This window comes from Vibrio harveyi NBRC 15634 = ATCC 14126 = KCTC 12724 (genome assembly GCF_001591145.1).
In the GTDB taxonomy this organism is placed as follows: Bacteria; Pseudomonadota; Gammaproteobacteria; order Enterobacterales; family Vibrionaceae; genus Vibrio; species Vibrio harveyi.
Genome location: NZ_BCUF01000007.1, coordinates 114952 through 134731 on the forward strand (window position 1 = coordinate 114952; position 19780 = coordinate 134731).

General features: G+C 45.3%; 15 protein-coding genes. 4 read left to right on the top strand and 11 right to left on the bottom strand.

Annotated elements, in window-relative coordinates; genetic code table 11:
- Positions 1 to 31: 31 nt before the first annotated feature.
- From VHA02S_RS05945 to VHA02S_RS05970, 6 genes are all read right to left on the bottom strand, one after another.
- Positions 32 to 757: a Slam-dependent surface lipoprotein gene (locus tag VHA02S_RS05945; RefSeq protein ID WP_005450033.1), complete on the bottom strand. Its 726-nt coding sequence runs from the start codon at positions 755 to 757 to the stop codon at positions 32 to 34.
- Between the two features lie 206 nt (positions 758 to 963).
- Complete coding sequence (locus VHA02S_RS05950) at positions 964 to 2376, bottom strand: PKD domain-containing protein (protein ID WP_038898404.1); 1413 nt, start codon at positions 2374 to 2376, stop codon at positions 964 to 966.
- Positions 2377 to 2525: 149 nt separating this feature from the next.
- Complete coding sequence (locus VHA02S_RS05955) at positions 2526 to 3842, bottom strand: PKD domain-containing protein (protein WP_038898403.1); 1317 nt, start codon at positions 3840 to 3842, stop codon at positions 2526 to 2528.
- Positions 3843 to 4016: 174 nt separating this feature from the next.
- Entirely contained in the window at positions 4017 to 7145 is a 3129-nt protein-coding gene (locus VHA02S_RS05960) for a TonB-dependent receptor (RefSeq protein WP_227740453.1), read from the bottom strand.
- A 69-nt stretch (positions 7146 to 7214) separates the two neighbouring features.
- Positions 7215 to 8153, bottom strand: a complete 939-nt coding sequence (locus VHA02S_RS05965) for a FecR domain-containing protein (protein ID WP_009703531.1) — start codon at positions 8151 to 8153, stop codon at positions 7215 to 7217.
- Between the two features lies 1 nt (position 8154).
- Positions 8155 to 8673, bottom strand: coding sequence for a sigma-70 family RNA polymerase sigma factor (locus tag VHA02S_RS05970; RefSeq protein WP_038898401.1), 519 nt, complete (start codon positions 8671 to 8673; stop codon positions 8155 to 8157).
- A 530-nt stretch (positions 8674 to 9203) separates the two neighbouring features.
- Between VHA02S_RS05970 and VHA02S_RS05975 the strand changes: the two genes are divergently transcribed.
- Complete coding sequence (locus tag VHA02S_RS05975; protein ID WP_038898400.1) at positions 9204 to 10883, top strand: flagellar assembly protein A; 1680 nt, start codon at positions 9204 to 9206, stop codon at positions 10881 to 10883.
- 75 nt (positions 10884 to 10958) lie between these two features.
- On the opposite strand, the gene VHA02S_RS05980 is transcribed toward VHA02S_RS05975, so the two are convergent.
- Positions 10959 to 11612: a CatB-related O-acetyltransferase gene (locus tag VHA02S_RS05980; protein WP_038898399.1), complete on the bottom strand. Its 654-nt coding sequence runs from the start codon at positions 11610 to 11612 to the stop codon at positions 10959 to 10961.
- A gap of 92 nt (positions 11613 to 11704) precedes the next feature.
- Between VHA02S_RS05980 and VHA02S_RS05985 the strand changes: the two genes are divergently transcribed.
- Complete coding sequence (locus VHA02S_RS05985; protein ID WP_009696518.1) at positions 11705 to 12604, top strand: LysR family transcriptional regulator; 900 nt, start codon at positions 11705 to 11707, stop codon at positions 12602 to 12604.
- 155 nt (positions 12605 to 12759) lie between these two features.
- Positions 12760 to 13299, top strand: a complete 540-nt coding sequence (locus tag VHA02S_RS05990) for an outer membrane beta-barrel protein (RefSeq protein WP_005450047.1) — start codon at positions 12760 to 12762, stop codon at positions 13297 to 13299.
- Between the two features lie 84 nt (positions 13300 to 13383).
- Here VHA02S_RS05990 and mpaA read toward each other — a convergent pair whose 3' ends face one another.
- Positions 13384 to 14094 (bottom strand): murein tripeptide amidase MpaA, encoded by a 711-nt coding sequence (gene mpaA, locus VHA02S_RS05995; RefSeq protein WP_080640366.1) that lies wholly within the window; start codon positions 14092 to 14094, stop codon positions 13384 to 13386.
- A gap of 171 nt (positions 14095 to 14265) precedes the next feature.
- Between mpaA and VHA02S_RS06000 the strand changes: the two genes are divergently transcribed.
- Positions 14266 to 15891 carry a peptide ABC transporter substrate-binding protein gene (locus tag VHA02S_RS06000; protein ID WP_038898396.1) on the top strand — a complete coding sequence of 542 codons (1626 nt, stop codon included), beginning with the start codon at positions 14266 to 14268 and terminating at the stop codon, positions 15889 to 15891.
- Positions 15892 to 15953: 62 nt separating this feature from the next.
- Here the strand turns inward: VHA02S_RS06000 and VHA02S_RS06005 are convergent, their stop codons facing one another.
- The 3 genes from VHA02S_RS06005 to VHA02S_RS06015 all read right to left on the bottom strand — a co-directional run bounded on the left by VHA02S_RS06005 (position 15954) and on the right by VHA02S_RS06015 (position 19768).
- The gene (locus VHA02S_RS06005; protein WP_009700501.1) at positions 15954 to 16538 is read right to left on the bottom strand and encodes a flavodoxin family protein; all 585 of its coding nucleotides are present in this window, start codon (positions 16536 to 16538) and stop codon (positions 15954 to 15956) included.
- Between the two features lie 135 nt (positions 16539 to 16673).
- Positions 16674 to 17261, bottom strand: a complete 588-nt coding sequence (locus VHA02S_RS06010; RefSeq protein WP_005450053.1) for a mechanosensitive ion channel family protein — start codon at positions 17259 to 17261, stop codon at positions 16674 to 16676.
- A 392-nt stretch (positions 17262 to 17653) separates the two neighbouring features.
- On the bottom strand, positions 17654 to 19768 hold the full coding sequence (locus tag VHA02S_RS06015) for a type I secretion system permease/ATPase (RefSeq protein ID WP_005450056.1): 2115 nt from the start codon (positions 19766 to 19768) through the stop codon (positions 17654 to 17656).
- Positions 19769 to 19780: the final 12 nt, after the last annotated feature.

Genomic DNA, 19780 nt, shown 5'->3' on the forward strand with positions numbered 1-19780 from the left:
GCTTCTTGGTTATCACTCATTGAATTGAGAGTTATTTTTTCTCGCCGCCAAAAGCAGTGTCTAGATCGCTATTGTTGGTAAAGGTGGCGATACCAGCCAAGCCAGCAGCGTTCGCACCAAAGAAGTGACCTTGAGAAGCGCCATTCGTGGTTGTGCCATTCTGTACAGCTTGAGCAGTGCCATTAAATGCTGCGGTTGCTGCATTAATCGTTGCGTCTACACTTACCGTTAGGTTGCTATTGTTGATTGAACCGTCTAGCGTTTTGGCTCCGAAATCAGCGTTAAACGTACCTGAAAGTTTGTTTGCGCCAGAGAACTTGTTAATACCAGTAATGTTGTAGGTCGCCTTGCCGCTGGTTGGTACAGTCGTTCCTGCATCATTACCGACGTAGTAAACGGTACGGTTGTTAAACTCAGAATCTTTCTTACCTTCGTACCATTCTCCAAACCACACATCTTGATTCGCTACTTGGACAAAACTGTAAAAATTGTCTTGAAAATGTTTGCTGCCTGATGTGTGAACACCATTTCGCTCGTCATCAAAAATACCACCAGCTAGACCTTCAAAGTCCACTCGTTTGCCACCTGTTTTACCGATGCCTGCATTGCCTTTAGAGTGAATAAATGGGACCCAAACTTCTGATTCTCCTACTTGGCGAAGCGAATCATCACTGATCGCGCCATCAAATCCTGCATGAACAAGTGGGCTTAGACCAATCATTGCTGCTGCAATCCATGAAAGTTGAAGTGGTTTCATTGTCTCTTCCTTTTGTTGATTGAAATAGTTAAAGAAAGAGACCATGCCAGTGCATCCGGTGCGCGCGACAGATGACTAACGCGGTCTCATTTAGTACACCGAAATAGGAGACAAAACCCGTAAATAAGTTTGTGATTTTTTAAATTGTTAGCGAATAAAAAACAAAACGCCCACAACTGTGGGCGTTTTTGATAGCTGCTTGTGTTTTAACGGCTGGTAAATTCAATCGTTGTGGAAATTCTTTCAACCATACTAAAGTCATTAGGACCGTTAAGACTCCAGCTGAAGCCCATTGAGGCTTTTGCCACTTTGCCGTTGGTCGGTGGACTTTGTAGTTGGAAGGTTAAGCTGTCACCAGTGGGGATAACAATAATGACATCGTTATCTTGAAGGTCTTTACTAAAGTAGCTTTGAGAACCAACTAATATCCTTGGTGTTACATCGTCGTTGCTACTACTAAGCGTATACTTTCCGAGAGTAATGGTGACTGGCTTTCCTACTGCTTCAAAAGTATAGCTATCGAGAGTGTAATAGTTAGGAATAGGACCCGTATCGGATGTTTTATCGATGACGTCATTTTGCTTGTGAGGCAGTCGCAAAGGAGTGGGATCTGAGCCGCGTGTGAGTTTGGTGTGCGGTTGGGATTCAGAAATCGCTCTTACTCTAACTCCCACAGAATGGCTATCTGAAAACTCGCCATCATTTACGGTTAAACTGACGACGTAATCCCCGGAGATATCTGGCGAAAATGAAGTTAGCACAGCATAAGGATCATCGATGACGGCGGATGAGCCGTTTGGTTTTTTAGTGAAGTGCCATTCATAAGTGAGTACATCGCCGTTGGCATCACCACTGGGTGTGCCATTCAATGGGACACTCATGTTATCAAGAACCCAAAACATTGAACCATCTACCTCCGCATGTGGAGGGACATTTTTATAAAAAAAGGAAGCGGTGGTCGTAGCGGAAGCTTCAGAAAAGCCATCGAATGCAGTCACTTTAACCACATAATTGCCCTCCGTATCAGCCTTGATTGAGTTGAAATCATACACAGTCGATTTCGCTATAGAGTAATTGCTGCCTTGTGGGTGGGACAACACTTCCCATGTAAACGACAATTTATCGCCATCAATATCTTGAGGTCTTGTGTTTAGGTTAATTTGCTGAGTTAGGTTACCGGTGTACTTATCTTTGGTAAATTTAATCGTTGGTGGTGTATTTTCGTCTTCCCTGATGACTTCTATCTTTACTTGGTTAGGGCGGCTGTCTGTTTTGCCATCGTTCACCACCAATTCTACAAGGTAAGTGCCCAATAAGTCTGGCTCAAAGCGCGGAGTTCTGGATTCTGGATTAATGAGCTCCGCTTTACTCTTGAAGGGTTTCGATACCATTTTCCAAGAGAAGGCTATTGAGTCTTGATCGTAGTCGACGCTACCCGTGCCATCGAGATGCACCACTTTTTCACTCAGCTTTACATGTTGATTGATCCCAGCTATCGCAATAGGGGGGTGATTGTTAGTCGTTTGGGGTTCAGAGGCATCATTCCCACCGCCACCATTACAACCATTAAGAAGTAATAACAGCAATGGTGTGAGAGTATATTTCGAGCTTAGACTCATCTTAGTTCATCCTAATTGATTAGAAGCGCGGTCCATAACGTGGCGCGGTAAAAGAAAGGCTTTATCTGATACACCGAATGAGATTTGAATATCCGTAAAAAAGCGCGGAGAGACCGCGCTTTTTTATGTGTCATTGTTGTGCAGGACGATCAGTTTGTTTGGAAGTGGTAGCCAAGACCTGCATAAAAGTCTGTTTGATCTTTGATCATAAAACCGTAAGACAATGTAACAGTATTTCCTTGCGTTGGCGCCGACCAAAGCTTAACAACTATTTCATCGCCGACAGGTAGCACGCTACCATCTTCAATGCCGCTTAATTTAACGTCGTGAGTGAGGCTGACTGCGTCCATTGCAAAGATCTGCTGAACCTCATAATCGTGTCCAACGGCTTCAAGAGTTAATGACCCTAGGAGTACGTATTTGGGCGCTTCACCTTTAATTTCTTCATTCAGAGTAACCTCCTCTGCGAACGGCCATTGTTTTTTCTCACCGTTGAAGTGCAATACGAGGTCGCTTGTTCCTGCTTTCGATGCCGTTACTCGAACAAAATCTTTTTCACTGGTTAGAGCACCATCACTTACGGTTAGAGCAAGCGCATAATCACCCTCGACATCGGGGGTGAATGTTGGTTTTGCTGACGTAGCATCCGACAATTCTGCAGCACTTGCCGAAGGCTTGGACACAAATTCCCACTGGTACGTGATACCTGAATCATTGCCATCAATGCTTGCGCTAGCGTCTAAGGTTGCGGTTCCACCCAATTCGAATGTGGTATCTCGTCCCGCCATGGCAACTGGTGCTACGTTATCGGCAGAGTAGTTGATGGTGATCTCTTTAGTTGTCTCTTCTTTACCGTCTGAGACGGTTAGAGTTAGTTTGTATTCACCCGCAACGTTTGCTTTTAGCGCTGCTTGTTTGGTGCTTGCGTTGCTCAACGACATCGTGGTGTTTTTTGGTGCTGAGTTAAGAGCCCATTGGTAGCTGAGCATATCATTATCAGCGTCGTAAGCTTTCGCGTCTAATTTCAGGGTTTGATCAAGCGCTGCCGTGTAGGTTTCTGATGCATAAATAACGGGCGCCACGTTGGTATTTACTTCTGTTGCGGTGATAGTCAGCGATTGTGCGCTACTGTCTTTTTTGCCATCGTTGGTTACCAACTGAATGGTGTAGTCTCCTGCCAAGTCTGGTGTGAAGTATGGAGAGACTGCATTAACGTTATTTAACTTGACGTTACTGCCTTGTGGTTTTTTGCTGATAGACCAAGTGTACGTTGCGATACTGGCATCTACACCGTAGCTACCCAGTCCATCTACACGAATTCTGTTTCCGACTTTTGCTGTTTCGTAACCAGAGACAACGGATACCGGCGCTTTATGTGAATCTGCAGTGTTTGAGTCTGAACCACCACAAGCGATAAGCGAAGGAATGGTGATAGCAAGAAGCGTCCATTTCATGTTGGGTTTCATTAAATCATCCTAAATATACGGTTCTATAGGCTTGGTGGTGTTTGGGACACCAAGCCTATATTGGGCTTTATGAAGTTTCATCCACTACACCGAATAGCAATTGGAAATCCGTAAAAATAAAATGAAAAAAGAAAACGCCTCGGGTGAGGCGTTTTCTTTTTGCGTTCATAAGGTTTAGAAGCGTCCGTTTAACTTGAGTCCTATCGTTCTTCCTGGTGCAGGCATCCCAGATACCGATCCAGCTTCAAGATAATAAACATCGGTGATGTTGCTTCCGATAAGCTCTGCAGATAGGTGTTCGTTAAATGCATATTTAATGTAAGCATCAAATGTTGTTACATCGGTTCGTTTAATTTGTTCATCTTCGTGACTGCCAGAAACATAGTTGGTGCGTAACCCGCTTTCTAATGCTTGATTAAAGAACCTTGCTCCGACTAATAAGCTACCCGAATACTCTGGTGCTGCTTGTGCTGCCAGATAGCTTGCTGCTGTGAAGCCACCGCGAACACACGTTTCTGTTGATGGTGTGGTTTTATCGACAAGAGCTGGGACGAAGCCTTGGGCAGCAGAGTTTTTGTCACACACCTCATTGCGGAAGTTATAAGCCAATGATGCATCGGCAAAGTACAGTTGGTTATCGAACATACCGTTGATTTCAATACCACTGGTGCGTTGGCTATCCAGATTGGCAAATGAAAAACTGGATCGATCGCGATCCATTACATCATCAATCGTTTGATCAAAGTAAGTGAGCTTTGCGCTTGCGTTCTCAAAGTAGTGAATGTACGCGACCTCGAAGAGTTTCGCTCGCTCTGGTTCAAGGGGTACTGATGCTGATGGGTTACCAGAAAATCCACTGGTACTCTCAAATAAGCTTGGGAATCGCAGTGTCTCTGCATATCGAGCATACGCACGGCTGTTTTCGTTGATTAGCCATGTTGTGGTAAGAGAGGGCATCCAACCACTGCCGCTGTTCTTGTAGCTGAGGTTACGGTTGTCCTTGCCATCAATTTGTCCTTTGGTTTTACAGCTGCCTTCAACAAAGTTGTCTTTCTTTTGGGCAATCAAACAAGGGTTGTTAGCAAGATCCAGTTCGTTTTTACTGTTGGTTCGCCATTCAACTAGGTGATCCTCAACGAAACTGGTTTTGTTTTTGGCTTCCGTTGTTTTCTCTTCTACCTTTGCAGTTAACAGTGAATCAAAGTTGTTGATCTCATTTTGACGCAGTTTTAACTCTTCACGGTAAGTATCAGCTTGGGTGGGATCGGTGGTGATCAAATGTTGCAGGCGATTGATTTCTCGGTTTATGTTCTTTTTTGTGAACGTTACACGAACTTCATGCTCAGCATTCGCGACGTTTTGTGCGATTTCTTCAGGGGCGTAAGTTTCAATGGTTTGAAATGCGAGACGATAACCATCTTTCTTGTATTCTTTAAGACCAACATCGTCGCTATTGCCCGTTTTGATACGATTCTCGATGTAAAAGTCGGTGGCTTCATAACTGATATAGCGCACGCCAGCATTGATAATAAAGGCATCTAGTGGACGCCATTCGATGACCGCGGCTCCGTTATATTCTTCTCTTTCTCCCGAGCGCACAGGACCACCGTAGAAATCAATGAGGTATTCCAAACCTTCTTTTGGGGTCAATTCATGCTTCATGTAGCTGCCGGAAACCGTGACATCCAAGTTATCGAGCAATAGCATTTTGTTCTTAAAATCAAAGCCAAAACGGTTTTCATCACGATTGACGGTCGAGGTGTTGATGATGATATCTGGTGTCTCGCTACGAAAGTTCACAAAATTGGGAAAGCCATAGCCAGTATTGCTTCTGGAATCCGTTAACGTTGTCCATAGGTTAGTACTGAGGTCAATGTAGCGGCTTTCTGGGTTTGCTCGAAACTTGATGCTGTAAGCTTGCATCTTGGCATTCGCTAGCGGCCATTGAGGCAGACCGTCACTGTTTCGATAATCTGAACGACTCGCGAGGATTTCCCCGTGAGTACTCTCTGTATAGCGCGCATTCAGCTGTAACTTATAGTAATCGCTAAAATTAATGGTTGTTTTTAATAGGAACGATTCCATCTCAGAGGATGTATTTGGTACTTCGTGCCCAGGGATATGGCTCAATGCAATGTGTTCCGGGTTCAAATATGGGTTTCTGCCCGCAACGATCTCGCTACCGCTACCATCTCTTGATTTGGAGTAGAAACCCGTTTTATTTGTGCCTGAGTAGTAGTTACCACGATTACGATATGCATACGCGCCAAGCCATTCAATTTTTGGTTTTACGCCCGCAATAGCTAGTCGATAAGCTGTATCCTCACCGTTTAGCGGATTGTCATCTTTATCATCTCTAGTTTGAAAGCGTACTTCTGGGTCGTCATATAATGGTACGCCGCCTAACTCATTGTATACTGGGACATCTTGCCACCGTTTACCTGTATGCAAGCGAGCTTTGTTGGGCTTTACTGAGTTGCTGCTGCTTTCCGCCACGAACTCCATACCGAAATTATCACCCTCAGGCACAATGTCTTGTGGCTCCAATGTCGTGACTTGTACTGCGCCCCCTACAGAGGTATTCACGTCCGAACTGATCTGTGCGCCTTTGTAAACTTTCAGACCACCAATCAAGTTTGGATCAATGTAGTTTCGGTTTGAAGCGCCTCGGTAACCGTTATAAACGGAAATGCCTTGTTCTGTGCCATCTATGACGACAGGGACTCGTCCAAAACCTTGTACACCACGAACATTAGGATCAATGCTTCCACCGCCATTACGAGCCTCACCACTAAAGGTATTTGCCATTCCGGTAAACAGATCGGCAGCGCTTGCGCCTTTGAAGCGTTCTATTTCTTCTTTGCCCATGTAGGCACTGGCAACATCGGCGTCATAGATCGCCATCTCACCATCACTATCGCGATAATAAGCATCTTCAAAACTCGTTCTTACCTGAATTGCGTCGAGTGTCATTTCAGAGGAAGGAGAAAGTTGATAAACACCATCAGCCTGCTTCTCGGCATTCAATCCCGTGTTTGCCAGCAGCAATATCAATGCTTGTTCGGGGTCATAGTTACCTGTTAATCCAGGACTTTGCAGGTTTTCTGAAAGTGAAGCATTGAGATAAAACTCAACACCAGACTCTACCGCAAACTGGCTTAATACATGGTCAAGATTACCTGACGGAATATCGTACTGTAATGACTGTTCTGCCCATGCGGCAAAAGGAGTGATGAGAGAGGCTAATCCTAGATTGGCTTGAATCATTATCGCCAATATCTGGCGTCGTTGAGGGAGCGGCACCTTGCTTTCCTTAATCGGTCTACTAACTGCTCTTTACACCGAATGAGATGTCTAAATCCGTAAATTTTTTTATGGTTTTGCTTTCACACTGACCCACATTGGTGTCCGATAGCGGATTTCGATTGGTAATATTTGGCTGATGTTAAAAAGCGTTTTGTCGACGTTTTTTGTCGAGAATACCCCGGTGAGCTTCAAAGAGGACAACTGTGGATCGACTGAGAGAATACCGCGACGGTATCGACTTAGCTCCGTAATAAACTCTGTGAGTGGCATCCCTTGTGCCATGATTTTTTGTTCTAACCATAGGGCGTCGTCACTGAGATTCTTTTGTATATTCGAGGTTTCACGTTGCGTAAAGTGGGCGTTTTCACCAGCAAGCAAGTGCTGTGCTCCCATACCAAGTAAAGGGTAGAGTGCTACTTCGCCCTCATAAACGGAAACTAGCGTATCGTCGTCTCGTTTTTGTACGGTGAAACGGGTGCCTATTGGTACGACTCGACCTTGCGGAGTAGTGACATGGAAAGGGGTGAGATGGTGAGAACTGGTGACCATAATCTCACCTTCAAGCAGGTGTAAACGTCGTTCTTGCTGGTTAAAGTCGACAAATACGCGGGTGGCGGTGTTCATTGCCATTTGAGTGCCATCAGAAAGCAATATGTCTTTCACCTCACCCGTCGCTGTAGTGTACTCCGCACCATTGGGAAGAGAGGTATGAGTAGACATCATCAAACTTAACGTACCAAGAGAAAGGCCACCAAGCATCAAGACTTGTCGGCGGTTCAAACCACGCTGTTTTGGAGCAAGCACTTTGCGGCTGATCGGGGAGTTTGGAATACCAGTAAACTTTCTTTGCAGCTCTTCTAACTGCTGCCACGCATAAGCGTTATCAGGGTGGGCGCTTCTCCAGCTATCAAAGGCATCTCTGTCTTGTTGTGTTACGTCATCGGCCCACAAGCGCGCCATCCACAGAGAGGCTTGCTCGATGGATTCACGAGAAACTTGCTCCATGTTATTCGTTCTCACTCAGCATGGTCATCATGCAGCCCTGCAGTGCTTTCGCTACGTATTTCTCGACAGAAGACACTGACACGTCGAGTGCGAGTGCGATTTCTTTATAGCTCTTGCCTTCCAATTGGCGCATCAAAAGTGCTTGGCGAGCTTTAAGAGGTAAACGATGCAGAAGGGCATCAATTTCGACCAGAGCTTGCACAATGACAGCTTGGTCTTCAGGAGAGCCAGCGACTTCTACAGGTTCTTGTTCGATGAGTTCTAAGTAAGCGGCTTCGATTCGACGACGTCGGTAAAGATCAATGACCAAACCTTTTGCGATATGAGTAAGGTATCTTCTCGAATCTTTCGCTTCAGGTAATTTGCCTCGGGTAAGGAGTCTTAAATAAGTGTCTTGAACTAAATCGGCAGTTGCTTCAGGACACCCCAAACGACGTTTAATAAACACAGATAACCAACTGTGGTGCTCTTGGTACATGTTACCGATACGAGCTGCGCTTGCTGAACTGATAGCCGCCATGATTTGATACTCCTTCCCTAACTAACAGTAATGATAATAATTATCATTACGACAGTTGGCGGAATATAACAGAAAAATAAATAGGTTCCAGAGGAAAAATTTATAAAAATTATTAATGATAAGACTATCGTCACTAAATCAATGACTTTAAAAGTAAAAAAAGATGTGAATAAACCAGGGTGTTGCCAGCGCGACAGGTAGAAGAAAACGACCGTATACAAGATTTTCTGAGCTATATAAGAAACATTCTATTGTCGAAGTTGATTCGGTATTGATAAAACTCTTTTCGTTATTTTCTTTGCTTGAAAACGGCTGGAGGTAAATCAATTTTACGACCTTTTCTAAACCAAATTGCATTTTGTCTAAGATGGCTTTGTTGAAATGAGTTTTATGCTCAATGCTTTATATACCTGAGTTTTGAGCCTGTTAATGCTTTAGTGATGTGAGCCTGATTCTTAGAATTGAGAGGTTTGTTCAGAAAATGATTTTGGTTAGACTGAAGGTGGTGATGGGTAGCAGATGGATTGGTTATGTGGAAGATATGCCTGGAGTGGTCAGAAGATAAAACAAAGGTTTTTGCCCGCTTACCGGGAGATGTGGATCTCGGAGGTGAGCTAAATCAAAAGGAATTGCCTGAGCAGCTTCAGATGATGGAAGCTGACAAAGCGTTTGTCGATGAAACAGAGGTGGTGCGATTCATTAATTGCGCGCGTGAACGTAAATCAGAAGCCTATGAAGGGATCGTGATTGCACAGATCAAAAACGCTCAGGTGGAAGTTGAACTCTCCAACAATGACATGCTTGCCAGCATGAATGTGACGGGCGCTTATGGAGGACGAGGACTAAGAGGTCCTGAAATTGTTCAAGCACTCGCGCATGCTCGTGTTTCCAAAGGCATCAATAAACTTGCGTTGAAAAAAGTGTTGGTTGTCAGTACACAGCTAAAACCCGGAGAAACCTTCACCCAAGCTGTTGCGGTTGGCAAGCAACCTGTTAAAGGCAAAGACGCTATCTTCACGCCACTTGTTAAAGACATCGCCAAGCGCATCCTTAAGCCGAAAGAAGGTCAATCCTCTAGTGACAAAATCGATCTACGCAATTTAGGTGAAACCATCGCTGTCGATATTGGGGATGAAGTGATGCGCCGCACTCCGGCGACCAGAGGCATCCCGGGCTTCACCGTTCAAGGTCGCGTTATTCCTCCACAAGCGGGCAAAGACAGTCCAATTAAACCCGGTAAAGGTACTGAAATCAGCAAGTCCGATCCAAACCTTCTGCTTGCATCTGTTTCAGGCACACCACTGATCAAAGAAAAAACCATCGAAGTCGACAATGCACTTTGCCTCAATAGTGTCGGAGTAAACACCGGTCACGTAAAATTTAAAGGCAACGTCATCATTGGCGGGAACATCGAATCGGGCATGATAGTGAAAGCGACGGGCTCAATCACAGTGGGTGGTTTTATTGAATCTGCCGATGTACAAGCTGAAGGGGATATTCAAGTTGCTAAGGGCATCATTGGTCATACGGTGAGCGATGGTCAGCCAAAAAGCTGCCATGTGCGCACCAAAACATCGATTCGTGCCAGTTATGCCCAATATTGTGAATTGCAATCTGGTGAAGACATAGAACTTGCTGTCCATAGCATGAACAATGACATTGTTTGTGGGCGCAATTTAATCGTGCTTGATGCCAGTGGCAAGAACGGCACTTTAAGTGGTGGTGATGCAAAAGTGGGCAGTAAGGTTTCCTGTTCGCAATTGGGTGTAGAGGGAGATACGGCGACCAAGGTTGAAGCCTTTGCAAATTATTCTGTCTTTAAGGAACGTATTGCAAATCTAAAGGACGAGTATAAATCCGCGCAAGAAGGCACCATGGACGTTATCCGAAAGGAACTTGAGTTTAAGAAACGCCCTAAAGCAGAGCGCACAGATGAAGAGCAAGCGCAGATAGAAGTATTGAAGGCGCAAAACAACACTCGTTTGGAAGACGTAAAGCAGAAGCTTGAGCAAACTGAACAAGATTTCGAAGTCGCATTAGCAGAGAATATTGTTGAAGCAACTGACCGAGTCTTTACTCGGGTGACGGTTCAATTTGGTGATGAGCAAGTCACCACCAAACGTACCCATGGCGGCTGTGTATTTAGCTTTAATCAATACGAGATTAAAGTCTCTGCAACCTTGGAAGAAGAAGATCTGGCTGCTGTTTAACTTTAGGAACGAAAGCCCATTTATCTGGGCTTTCGCTTCATTTTGCCTTAACAAATCAGACCCAATGCTAAGTCGTTAAGCGATGTGTTCACGGTAGTAGTCACCTAATGCGAAGACGTCACCACTGCACATGATTTTCATCGCTTGTTTGATGTGCTCAATTGACCAATCCCACCACTGAATCTCTAGTAGCATCGATACCGCTTCTTCCTCAAAGCGCAGGCGAACCACATGATTATTACCAACCACAATGGAATACGGTTCGACATTTTTAGTGATCACTGAACGCGCACCAATCACTGCACCATCACCGATTGTCACGCCCGGCATTATCATGGCTTCACTGCCAATCCAGACATCGTTGCCAATAATGGTATCGCCGGCACGTTCAAAGCCGCTTTGTACCCCATTGCCAAACTCTTCTGGGGAAAAGGGAAAGGTGGAAATCCAATCAATACGATGTCCCTGATTACCCGCCATCATAAAAGTCGCACCAGAGGCAATTGAACAAAATTTCCCAATGATCAGTTTATCGACTTCGCCATATGCGCCGTTTTGCCATTCTTGGTGTGTCACGCTGTCGCCCATCAAATAACGAACAGCCTGATCTTCGAAAGTTTTGCCATGGTAAAAGCCGGAGTAGTAGCTGTATTCACCCACTTCAATGTTTGGGTTGGTGACATGATCTTTAATGATTTGCCCTTTCAGCCAAGTATCGAAAGCGTTCATCTGTATTCTCCATGCAAAAATTTAAGTTGTGCGCAGTGTAGAGCCTTTCTATTATTTCCAGTAGATTGATTTTAGAGATTCATAATTACTATATGGAAATAAACTGGCTCAGTTACGTACCGATTTACATTGCACTGTGCGAAGAGAAAAGTATTGCTGGTGCGGCTAAAAAGCTGCGCTGTTCCAATGCTCATGTGAGTCGTCAACTTAGGCAGTTGGAGGCGATACTTTCTGTTCAGCTTATCCAACGCACCACGCGACAATTTAACCTTACTTATGATGGACAGCGTTTCTACCACCAAGTGAAAGGCTTAATGGAAAACGTTGAACAGATTAATGAACAAGTGATGGAGACCGATAAGGTTGCTGGGCATTTACGTATTGCTGCTTCTGCCTCATTTGGTGCGGAGTTACTCAACCCTTCATTAATTGCATTTCGCCAGCAGTTCCCCGACGTTACGTTTGAGGTGATTTTCACTGAAACACCGCTCGATTTGATCGAGTCTGGGTTTGATCTTGCGTTCTTTTTTACCGACTCCCCCCCTGAAGGGTATGTCGGACATCATCTGCGTTCTTTACACTGTAAACCATTCGCGAGCAAAGCGTATCTAGCGACAAAACCATCACCAAACACACCAGAAGATTTGCATCTTTTAGAGCACATTACCTATCGCAATGCTGAATTGAATCTGGATACATGGCACTTTCATCATCAGCAAACTCAACAAGACATTAAGGTCACGTTATCCAGCGTGTTGTGCTTTAATCTTGTCCAATCGATGCTTGATGCGACAGTAGCTGGTTGCGGTGTCGCGATGTTGGATGAGTTTGCACTAGAAAAACTGAGTCCCCAAGAGCGAGCGCAACTTGTCACTTTACTCCCCGATTGGCGTACTAAAGCAATACTTCCACTCTACCTGCTTTACCCTAAACGTGAACATCTACCGAAACGAACACGAGCATTTATTGATTTTTTTAAAAACAATAGATGATTAGGTGGTTTTTTGTTCAATAACAACATGTTGTGGTAACAATAAGTGAGTTTAGTTGAAGGGAGCAACTTGTTGCCTATAATTCGCACCCCTTAAATATCACGTTTAGTGAATATCGTTTCAGTGCATCGCACGCATATTTGGGTTTTTATTATATGACACGTTCAATTGTTGCTCTTTCGTTAGCTACTATTTTCACTTCAACTTTTGTTTCTGCAGAAACAATTGAAGGCTCCTCATACGACCGTTCTGGTTTTGGTGTAAATATTGGCTACGCAATGACTTCCCTTGATAATGTTACAGCGGCGACGGAAAGCGGTGTATCTTTCGGTGTTTCGTACACTTTTAACAATGGTCTTGTGATCGCTGGTTCTTATGTTCCAACCATCGTTGAAGACAGTGCATCAATCGGCTATCTAGGTGCGCATGTAGAGGCTTCGCAAGCAAACCTTATGGTTGGTTATGAGAGCATGAGCGGTTGGCGTATTTTGGGTGGTCTAGCTGCTACTGATACGGAAGCGACAGTGTACAACGCATACACGTCAGTTAGTGACTCAGACTCTTCGACTGGTTTCGCTGTGCAAGGCGGTTACGTGTTCCAAAATGGAATTACGTTGGATGCTCAAATCTCAGTTGTAGATTTTGCTGGTATCGATGCAACAACTTCTAACCTTTTAGTTGGCTACAAGTTCTAATTCTTATAGGGGACATGCATTTTGTGTCCCCAGTTCCCCCTCTATTATTCGTATGCAACAGCAAACTGACGTCTTGATGAGAAATTAAAAGTCTGGTTGGTGCTGCAGTAGAGCGATAAATGCGTCTAGGTGCTGTTCAATTGTCAGATCAGCAGAGATCGCGGGTAGTTCAACCGTAATGCATGGCAATGCGCGCTCGTTACACCAAGTTCCGAATGATCCCGGAGTTTCGTAATCTACGTCATCGACGAGCGGTAGCTTGAACTGCTCTCCAAGCCACTTCGCCAGCACTGAATGGGCTGGATCATCAACAAACGCAAGGGGTTCATGAAAAGAGACCACGAACTTTGGATTGCGTTTCTCAATCAGGTTAATTAATGCGTCGACTTCGGGTTCAAGCGATTTTTTGCTGCCTGTTTTGACTTTGACATCCCTCACGGGTGTGTGTGAACTCCAACGATAGACGGTGCCGTGTTCTGTCCAATTTTGTGTGGGGAAAGCACGGTTTAAGTCGACTTGATTGGCGTTTGCTCGTGTACCCAACTGGTTGGCATCTGGGTTCATCGATAAAATAACGTCATGCTTTAAATCTTCAGCGGGCAAACTTCTCAGCGCGCAAGATAGCCCTGCGATAGACGCTGTCTCATCACCGTGTGTGCCTGCTAAAATCAAACCTCGGGAGTTACTTTCTACTTGCGCAGGGAAGTACAGCAATGGCGCGCCCAACACCGATTTTCCATATGATATCGGCGAAATTAAAAAAGCCGCTCTTTCCGTTCTTGGAATTAGACTCACCGTAATCTCCTGATTGTTCGATTAGTATTTGGATATCACTCAAGTTATGGTTGCTGAAACTGGCACTTTGAGATTACTTGGGTATAAACCGAACACTTAAAGTTCGTCAATGCTTGTATTATCAATTGTGGTACTTGCTTCAAAAGACGTGTTAGGAGAACGAAGAACGATATGGATTTTAAAAAGCATTCTACAGCGTTAGTGATTTCCTCTTTATTGACCCCATTTTTGTCCGCAGCTGCGTTTGCAGACTCTCTACCTGATGGCGTGCAATTGGCATCTGAACAACATTTAGTGCGTGCAAACGATACCGAAGCAGCGACACTAGATCCGGCAAAGGCTGAAGGCTTACCCGAGATGCACATCATTCGCGATTTGTTCGAAGGCTTAGTCATCCAAGATCGTGATGGCAACATCGTTCCCGGCGTTGCAGAATCTTGGCAAACGGAAGATAACCAAACTTTTGTGTTCCATCTGCGTAAAGATGCGAAATGGTCGAATGGCGATCCTGTGACAGCGGATGACTTTGTTTATTCGCTGCGTCGAGCTGTGGATCCTAAAACGGCATCACCGAATGTTTGGTATCTCAAACTCACCAAGATCAAAAACATTGCTGATGTCGCGGAAGGTAAGAAGCCGCTGGATGATCTCGGTATTACCGCTGTCGATAAACACACGCTACGTTTCGAGCTGGATAGCAAGGTGCCTTATTTTGTCGCAATGACCGGGCATACCTCCATGATGCCAGTGCACAAAGCGACGGTTGAGAGCAGCAATAAACCGTGGAGTGATCCTAAGCAGTTTGTTGGCAATGGTGCATTCGTGCTAGACAAGTGGGTGGTGAATGAGCGTATTGAACTGAAGAAGAACCCAAACTACTGGGATAGCGCAGACGCTCACCTCACTCAGGTGACCTATATTCCGTTTGAAAACCAAAATGCCTCGATCAATCGCTATGCCGTGGGTGAGGTTGATATTACTTCAGATGTACCTACACACATGGCGCAAAAGCTGAAGAAAGAATACGCACAAGCTTACACCGCGGTGCCTCTGCTTTGTACTTACTATTATGCGTTTAATACCACTCGTCCTCCGTTTGATGATGAGCGAGTTCGTAAAGCTGTTTCTTACTCCATCATGCGTGATGTGATCACCGATGGTGTGACTCAAGTGGGTAACTTGCCTGCATACACATTTGCTCATCAATACACGGCGGGCTTTGACGCAACTCAGCCAGAATATAGCGCATGGACACAGAAACAGCGTGATGCAAAGGCGCGTGAACTGTTGAAAGAAGCAGGGTACGGAAGCGGTAAGCCTTTGGATTTCAAATTGCTGTACAACACCAGCGAGTCCAACAAAGCCATTGCAGTGGCAATTGCTTCTATGTTGAAGAACAATTTGGGAGCCAAGGTTGAGCTAGAAAACCAAGAGTGGAAATCTTACCTGGTCGCACGTAAGCAAGGGGATTTTGATGTCATGCGTGCCTCGTGGTGCGGAGACTACAACGAAGCGTCCACTTTCTTGAGTCTGTTGCGCTCAGGCTCGTCAGGTAACTTTGCTCGCTACAGCAGTGAAGCCTATGACAGCGCGATGAACAGTGCATTGGCTGCCACCGATGAAACAGCGCGCCAAGGTTTCTATGACCAAGCAGAGCAACTATTAGCTACGGATATGCCAATCGCGCCGATTTACTATTACATGCAAGCGCGTTTGGTTCGCCCTACGGTGGGTGGTTTTGCCAAAAACAACGTAGAAGGTCGTATTTACTCGAAAGACCTCTATATCAAGAAATAGCACCTAACCAACCAGTGCTAAAATCTAGCCCCGAAGAGGTGTCTTGCGGGGCTTCTTTTCTCTTAGCGGGTGGAGAGCTTGTTGACTAGCATTGCGACTCGTTTGCCAAGATATTCGGCTGTCGCGAGATCAGAAGGAGGTAACTGACCATCTTCACCACCTTGAGCAACAATGCCACCTTGCACACCGTAGCGATTAAGGTTTTGCTCACCAGAATTGCTGATCTTGTCCAAGCCGACCCACATCATGCCGTGTTGGTTAGCGAGCGTTTGTAGGTATTGCAATGTGCAAGATTGGTCACCATTCATAGCCCCACCACTGGTAAAGCCGGCTGCGATTTTCCCTGCCCATTTTTGGTAACACCAAGATTCACTGCTTGCATCGGCAAATGCTTTAAACTGCGCAGCCACACTGCCCATGTAGGTTGGAGAGCCAAAGATAATCGCATCACACTCAGCAAGTTCATCCATTAGGTTAGGGTGCACAAAACGCCCCTCAATAATCTCACTGCCTTGAATACGATGAGAGAGAATTTCAAATCCACCTTGCTGTTCAATGCCCTGTTGTTCAGCGCCAGCGGCAATTGCGCGAGCAAGCTGACCTGTTACGTCGGTTTTAGAGAAATAAATAATCGCAATTTTAGCCACAATGGTTCCTTTTTCATTGTTGATCTTGAATCGTGCGAATAAGGCTAAAACCTCAAGCATGGTTGAGGTCAAGAAGGTGTTTAAAAAAACCGAGGAAACAAAAAGCCGATGTTGAAACATCGGCTTTTTAGTGGGCTATTTCTTTCTGCGGGTATAAATGCGTGAGGTGGTTTTTGGCTCCTCAACCTTGGCTTTCTCTTTCGCCAGTTTGAGTACCGCTTTTTGGAGCATCAAGTTGTTCGGGTAAGTGATTAGGTTGCCGTTGTCGTGCTTGATCAACACATGGAACATACGGATTTCCTGAATCTCACCGCTAATGTCTTCGTCTTTGTCCACGACTTTAATTCGGTCACCGACACGATATGGGAAGACAAAGAAGATCAGAAAGCTTGCCGTGATGTTACTAAGAATCGACCATTGAGCGATGAAAGCCACCCCCAATACCGCGAAGATAGACGATAGGAATAGCGACACATCGCCATAACCAATACCGGTCACGATGGCGAATAGCGAAGCAAACAGGAACAAAAATGCGACGTTGAAGCAACGTTGAATAAAGCTCAAGCGTGCTTTGTTTACGCCTTTAGCTTCTGCCAAATTCAGAATCGCGCGGTTGGCGATCTTCTTTAGCAAGCGATAAGCGATCACAATGATGACGCCCATCAACACTTTATAACCGATAGAGCCCGCCGTGAAATACTGACTGATTTGCTCTAAATGCATCCAATGATTCATTTCTTCAACTCGAGAATATTAAGAAGGCGCGTGTTATAGCCGATTTTGACTCGCAAGTAATTAACTATTTTCACTGCGGAATGAGATTTATGTTGAACAAATTTTGACCTTTATCCCAGTTCCGGATTGAGACGTAATGAACCTTGCTCTTTGTTGTGTTCGCTGCTGCTAATCTAGACAAGTTGATTGCGCTATGGAAAGTGGAGGGATGTGTGGAAGAAGATGAAAGGGCTATCATGGGACTTGTCGCCATTGTTGGCTTTGTGTTGGTTTGGATACTTCTCGAAGAGTTTGGCTATTTTGGTTTACTCACCTTCAATAAATAAGCCCCGCGAAACACTCAGTTCAACGGGGCTTTGATTTTTTTGTGCGGTTTAGTGCTAGCTGACGGCGCGAACCTTACCTTGCTTCAAGTCGTTAAGCACTTGCGCCTTCGGACCATCTGCAATCACACTGCCTTTTTCCATGACTATCACGCGATCAACAATGTCGAGCATTGAGGTTTTGTGTGTAATCAAAATCAGCGTCTCACTTGGTTTTAACTGCGCTAACTGATGTTTGATGTGCATTTCCGAACGGTTATCCATTGCACTGGTTGGCTCATCCATCAATAGCACAGGTGGGCGACCTAAAAACGCTCGCGCAATGGTTACCGCTTGACGCTGACCACCTGAAAGCATCGCACCGCCTTCACCGACCTGACGCTCAAGACCCGCTGGGTCAGATTGAGTAAAGGCTGTGACGCCCGCTCGGTTTGCTGCATCTAATACATCGCGATCATCGGTTAGTGGACGACCGAGTGTAATGTTGTCGCGAATCGAGCCGAAGAACAGATTCGAATCTTGCGGTACGCAGCCGATATTGCGTCGTACGTCCACGTGGTGAAGCTGTTCAATATCGGTGTCATCAATACGCACATGACCTTCTGTTGGCTTGTACAGACCCATTATCAAGCGTTCTAGCGTGGTTTTACCCGAACCAATACGACCGATGATCGCCACTTTCTCACCTGGATTGATGGTCAGGCTCAAATCACGAATCGATGCTACTGGTGCATCTGGGTAATGGAAGGTTACTCGGTCAATTTCAATCTTACCTTGCACGATAGGACGGTGAATGTAGCGTTTACCTTCTTCTTGCTCGTCTGGCATTTCCATCACTTGATTAATGATGGTCATCGAAGATTTCGCTTGGTTGTATCGGGTTGAAAGCAAAGAAAGCTGAACCATAGGACCAATCGCTCGACCACTTAGCATGGTTGCAGCAATCAAACCACCCATGGTGAGGTCCCCATTCGCAATTAAGTACACGCCTAAAATGATCATGCCGACGTTACTACTTTGCTGCACAAAACCTGCTGCATTTTGAATACTGTCGGTGATACGACGGCTCTTGATGTTCCAGTTTGCCATGTGTGCAACGGCTTCTTCCCAGCGGTATTGGAATTGGCTTTGTGCACTCAGCATTTTCACCGTTTCTAAGCCAGATAGGCTCTCAATCAAGTTAGCGTATTTCTGTGAAGCAAGACGTGAACCTTCTTCAATCGAGCGGCGCAATGGACCTTGGATCAACGCGGAGTGAATCATCAGAATCACCACGCCCACCATAGGCACGAATACTAAGTCGCCAGCCATTAACCAGATGATAATCAGGAAGAGAATCGCGAAAGGTAAGTCAATCAACGCACTTACCGTGGCAGAGGTAAAGAATTCACGAATGGATTCAAACTCTTGCAAGTGGCGAGCAAACGCACCCACAGAAGGCGGCTTGGATTCCATACGGATGCCCATCACTTTGCTAAACAGCTTAGAGGAAATCAGGATGTCGGATTTCTTACCTGCCACGTCGATGAAGTAGTTACGCAGTGATTTGAGCAAGAAATCAAACAAGAACACCACGAAGATACCGCTTGCCAACACCCATAGCGTCTCAAACGCGAGGTTTGGTACTACTTTGTCATACACCAAGCGAGTGAACATTGGTGCTGCGATAGCAAAGATGTTGATAAGGAGAGAAGCGATAAGCACATCGCGGTAGATGCGTTTAGATTGCCACAAGGTTGACCAGAACCAGTGACCTTCTTTGGTTTTGAGCACTTCGGGAGAGCGCTCGTCATAACGGAATTGCTTTTTAACTAAAAAATAGCGACCAGTGTACTGCTCAAGTAGGTCTTCTAGAGGAATGGAGATAGGCACCATTCCGCTTTCTAGGGTGGTGATTTCAGCTTCTTGCTTCTCAACGTTAATGCTATTGAGAACGCAAGAATCACCACCTTTAAGAAGTAAGATAGCCGGCAGAATTAGGCTAGAGATCTTGTCTAAATCTGCGCGGTTTTCCTTGGCAACCAATCCGGCCCTTTCCGCCGCTCTTGGTAGCAGAAACGGGGTAAGCTTGCCATCAGAGAGCGGAAGACCGTTAATCAGGGCTTCCGGTGAGTTGGCTAGTCCGTAGTATCGGCTAACGTAAATGAGCGAGTTCAGTAAAGGGTCTTTCATCCTTGGTATACC

Coding starts and splice junctions, on each gene's coding strand:
- VHA02S_RS05945 (WP_005450033.1), bottom strand. CDS start 757: ATGAAACCACTTCAACTTTCATGGATTGCAGCAGCAATGATTGGTCTA.
- VHA02S_RS05950 (WP_038898404.1), bottom strand. CDS start 2,376: ATGAGTCTAAGCTCGAAATATACTCTCACACCATTGCTGTTATTACTT.
- VHA02S_RS05955 (WP_038898403.1), bottom strand. CDS start 3,842: ATGAAACCCAACATGAAATGGACGCTTCTTGCTATCACCATTCCTTCG.
- VHA02S_RS05965 (WP_009703531.1), bottom strand. CDS start 8,153: ATGGAGCAAGTTTCTCGTGAATCCATCGAGCAAGCCTCTCTGTGGATG.
- VHA02S_RS05970 (WP_038898401.1), bottom strand. CDS start 8,673: ATGGCGGCTATCAGTTCAGCAAGCGCAGCTCGTATCGGTAACATGTAC.
- VHA02S_RS05975 (WP_038898400.1), top strand. CDS start 9,204: ATGTGGAAGATATGCCTGGAGTGGTCAGAAGATAAAACAAAGGTTTTT.
- VHA02S_RS05980 (WP_038898399.1), bottom strand. CDS start 11,612: ATGAACGCTTTCGATACTTGGCTGAAAGGGCAAATCATTAAAGATCAT.
- VHA02S_RS05985 (WP_009696518.1), top strand. CDS start 11,705: ATGGAAATAAACTGGCTCAGTTACGTACCGATTTACATTGCACTGTGC.
- VHA02S_RS05990 (WP_005450047.1), top strand. CDS start 12,760: ATGACACGTTCAATTGTTGCTCTTTCGTTAGCTACTATTTTCACTTCA.
- VHA02S_RS06000 (WP_038898396.1), top strand. CDS start 14,266: ATGGATTTTAAAAAGCATTCTACAGCGTTAGTGATTTCCTCTTTATTG.
- VHA02S_RS06010 (WP_005450053.1), bottom strand. CDS start 17,261: ATGCATTTAGAGCAAATCAGTCAGTATTTCACGGCGGGCTCTATCGGT.
- VHA02S_RS06015 (WP_005450056.1), bottom strand. CDS start 19,768: ATGAAAGACCCTTTACTGAACTCGCTCATTTACGTTAGCCGATACTAC.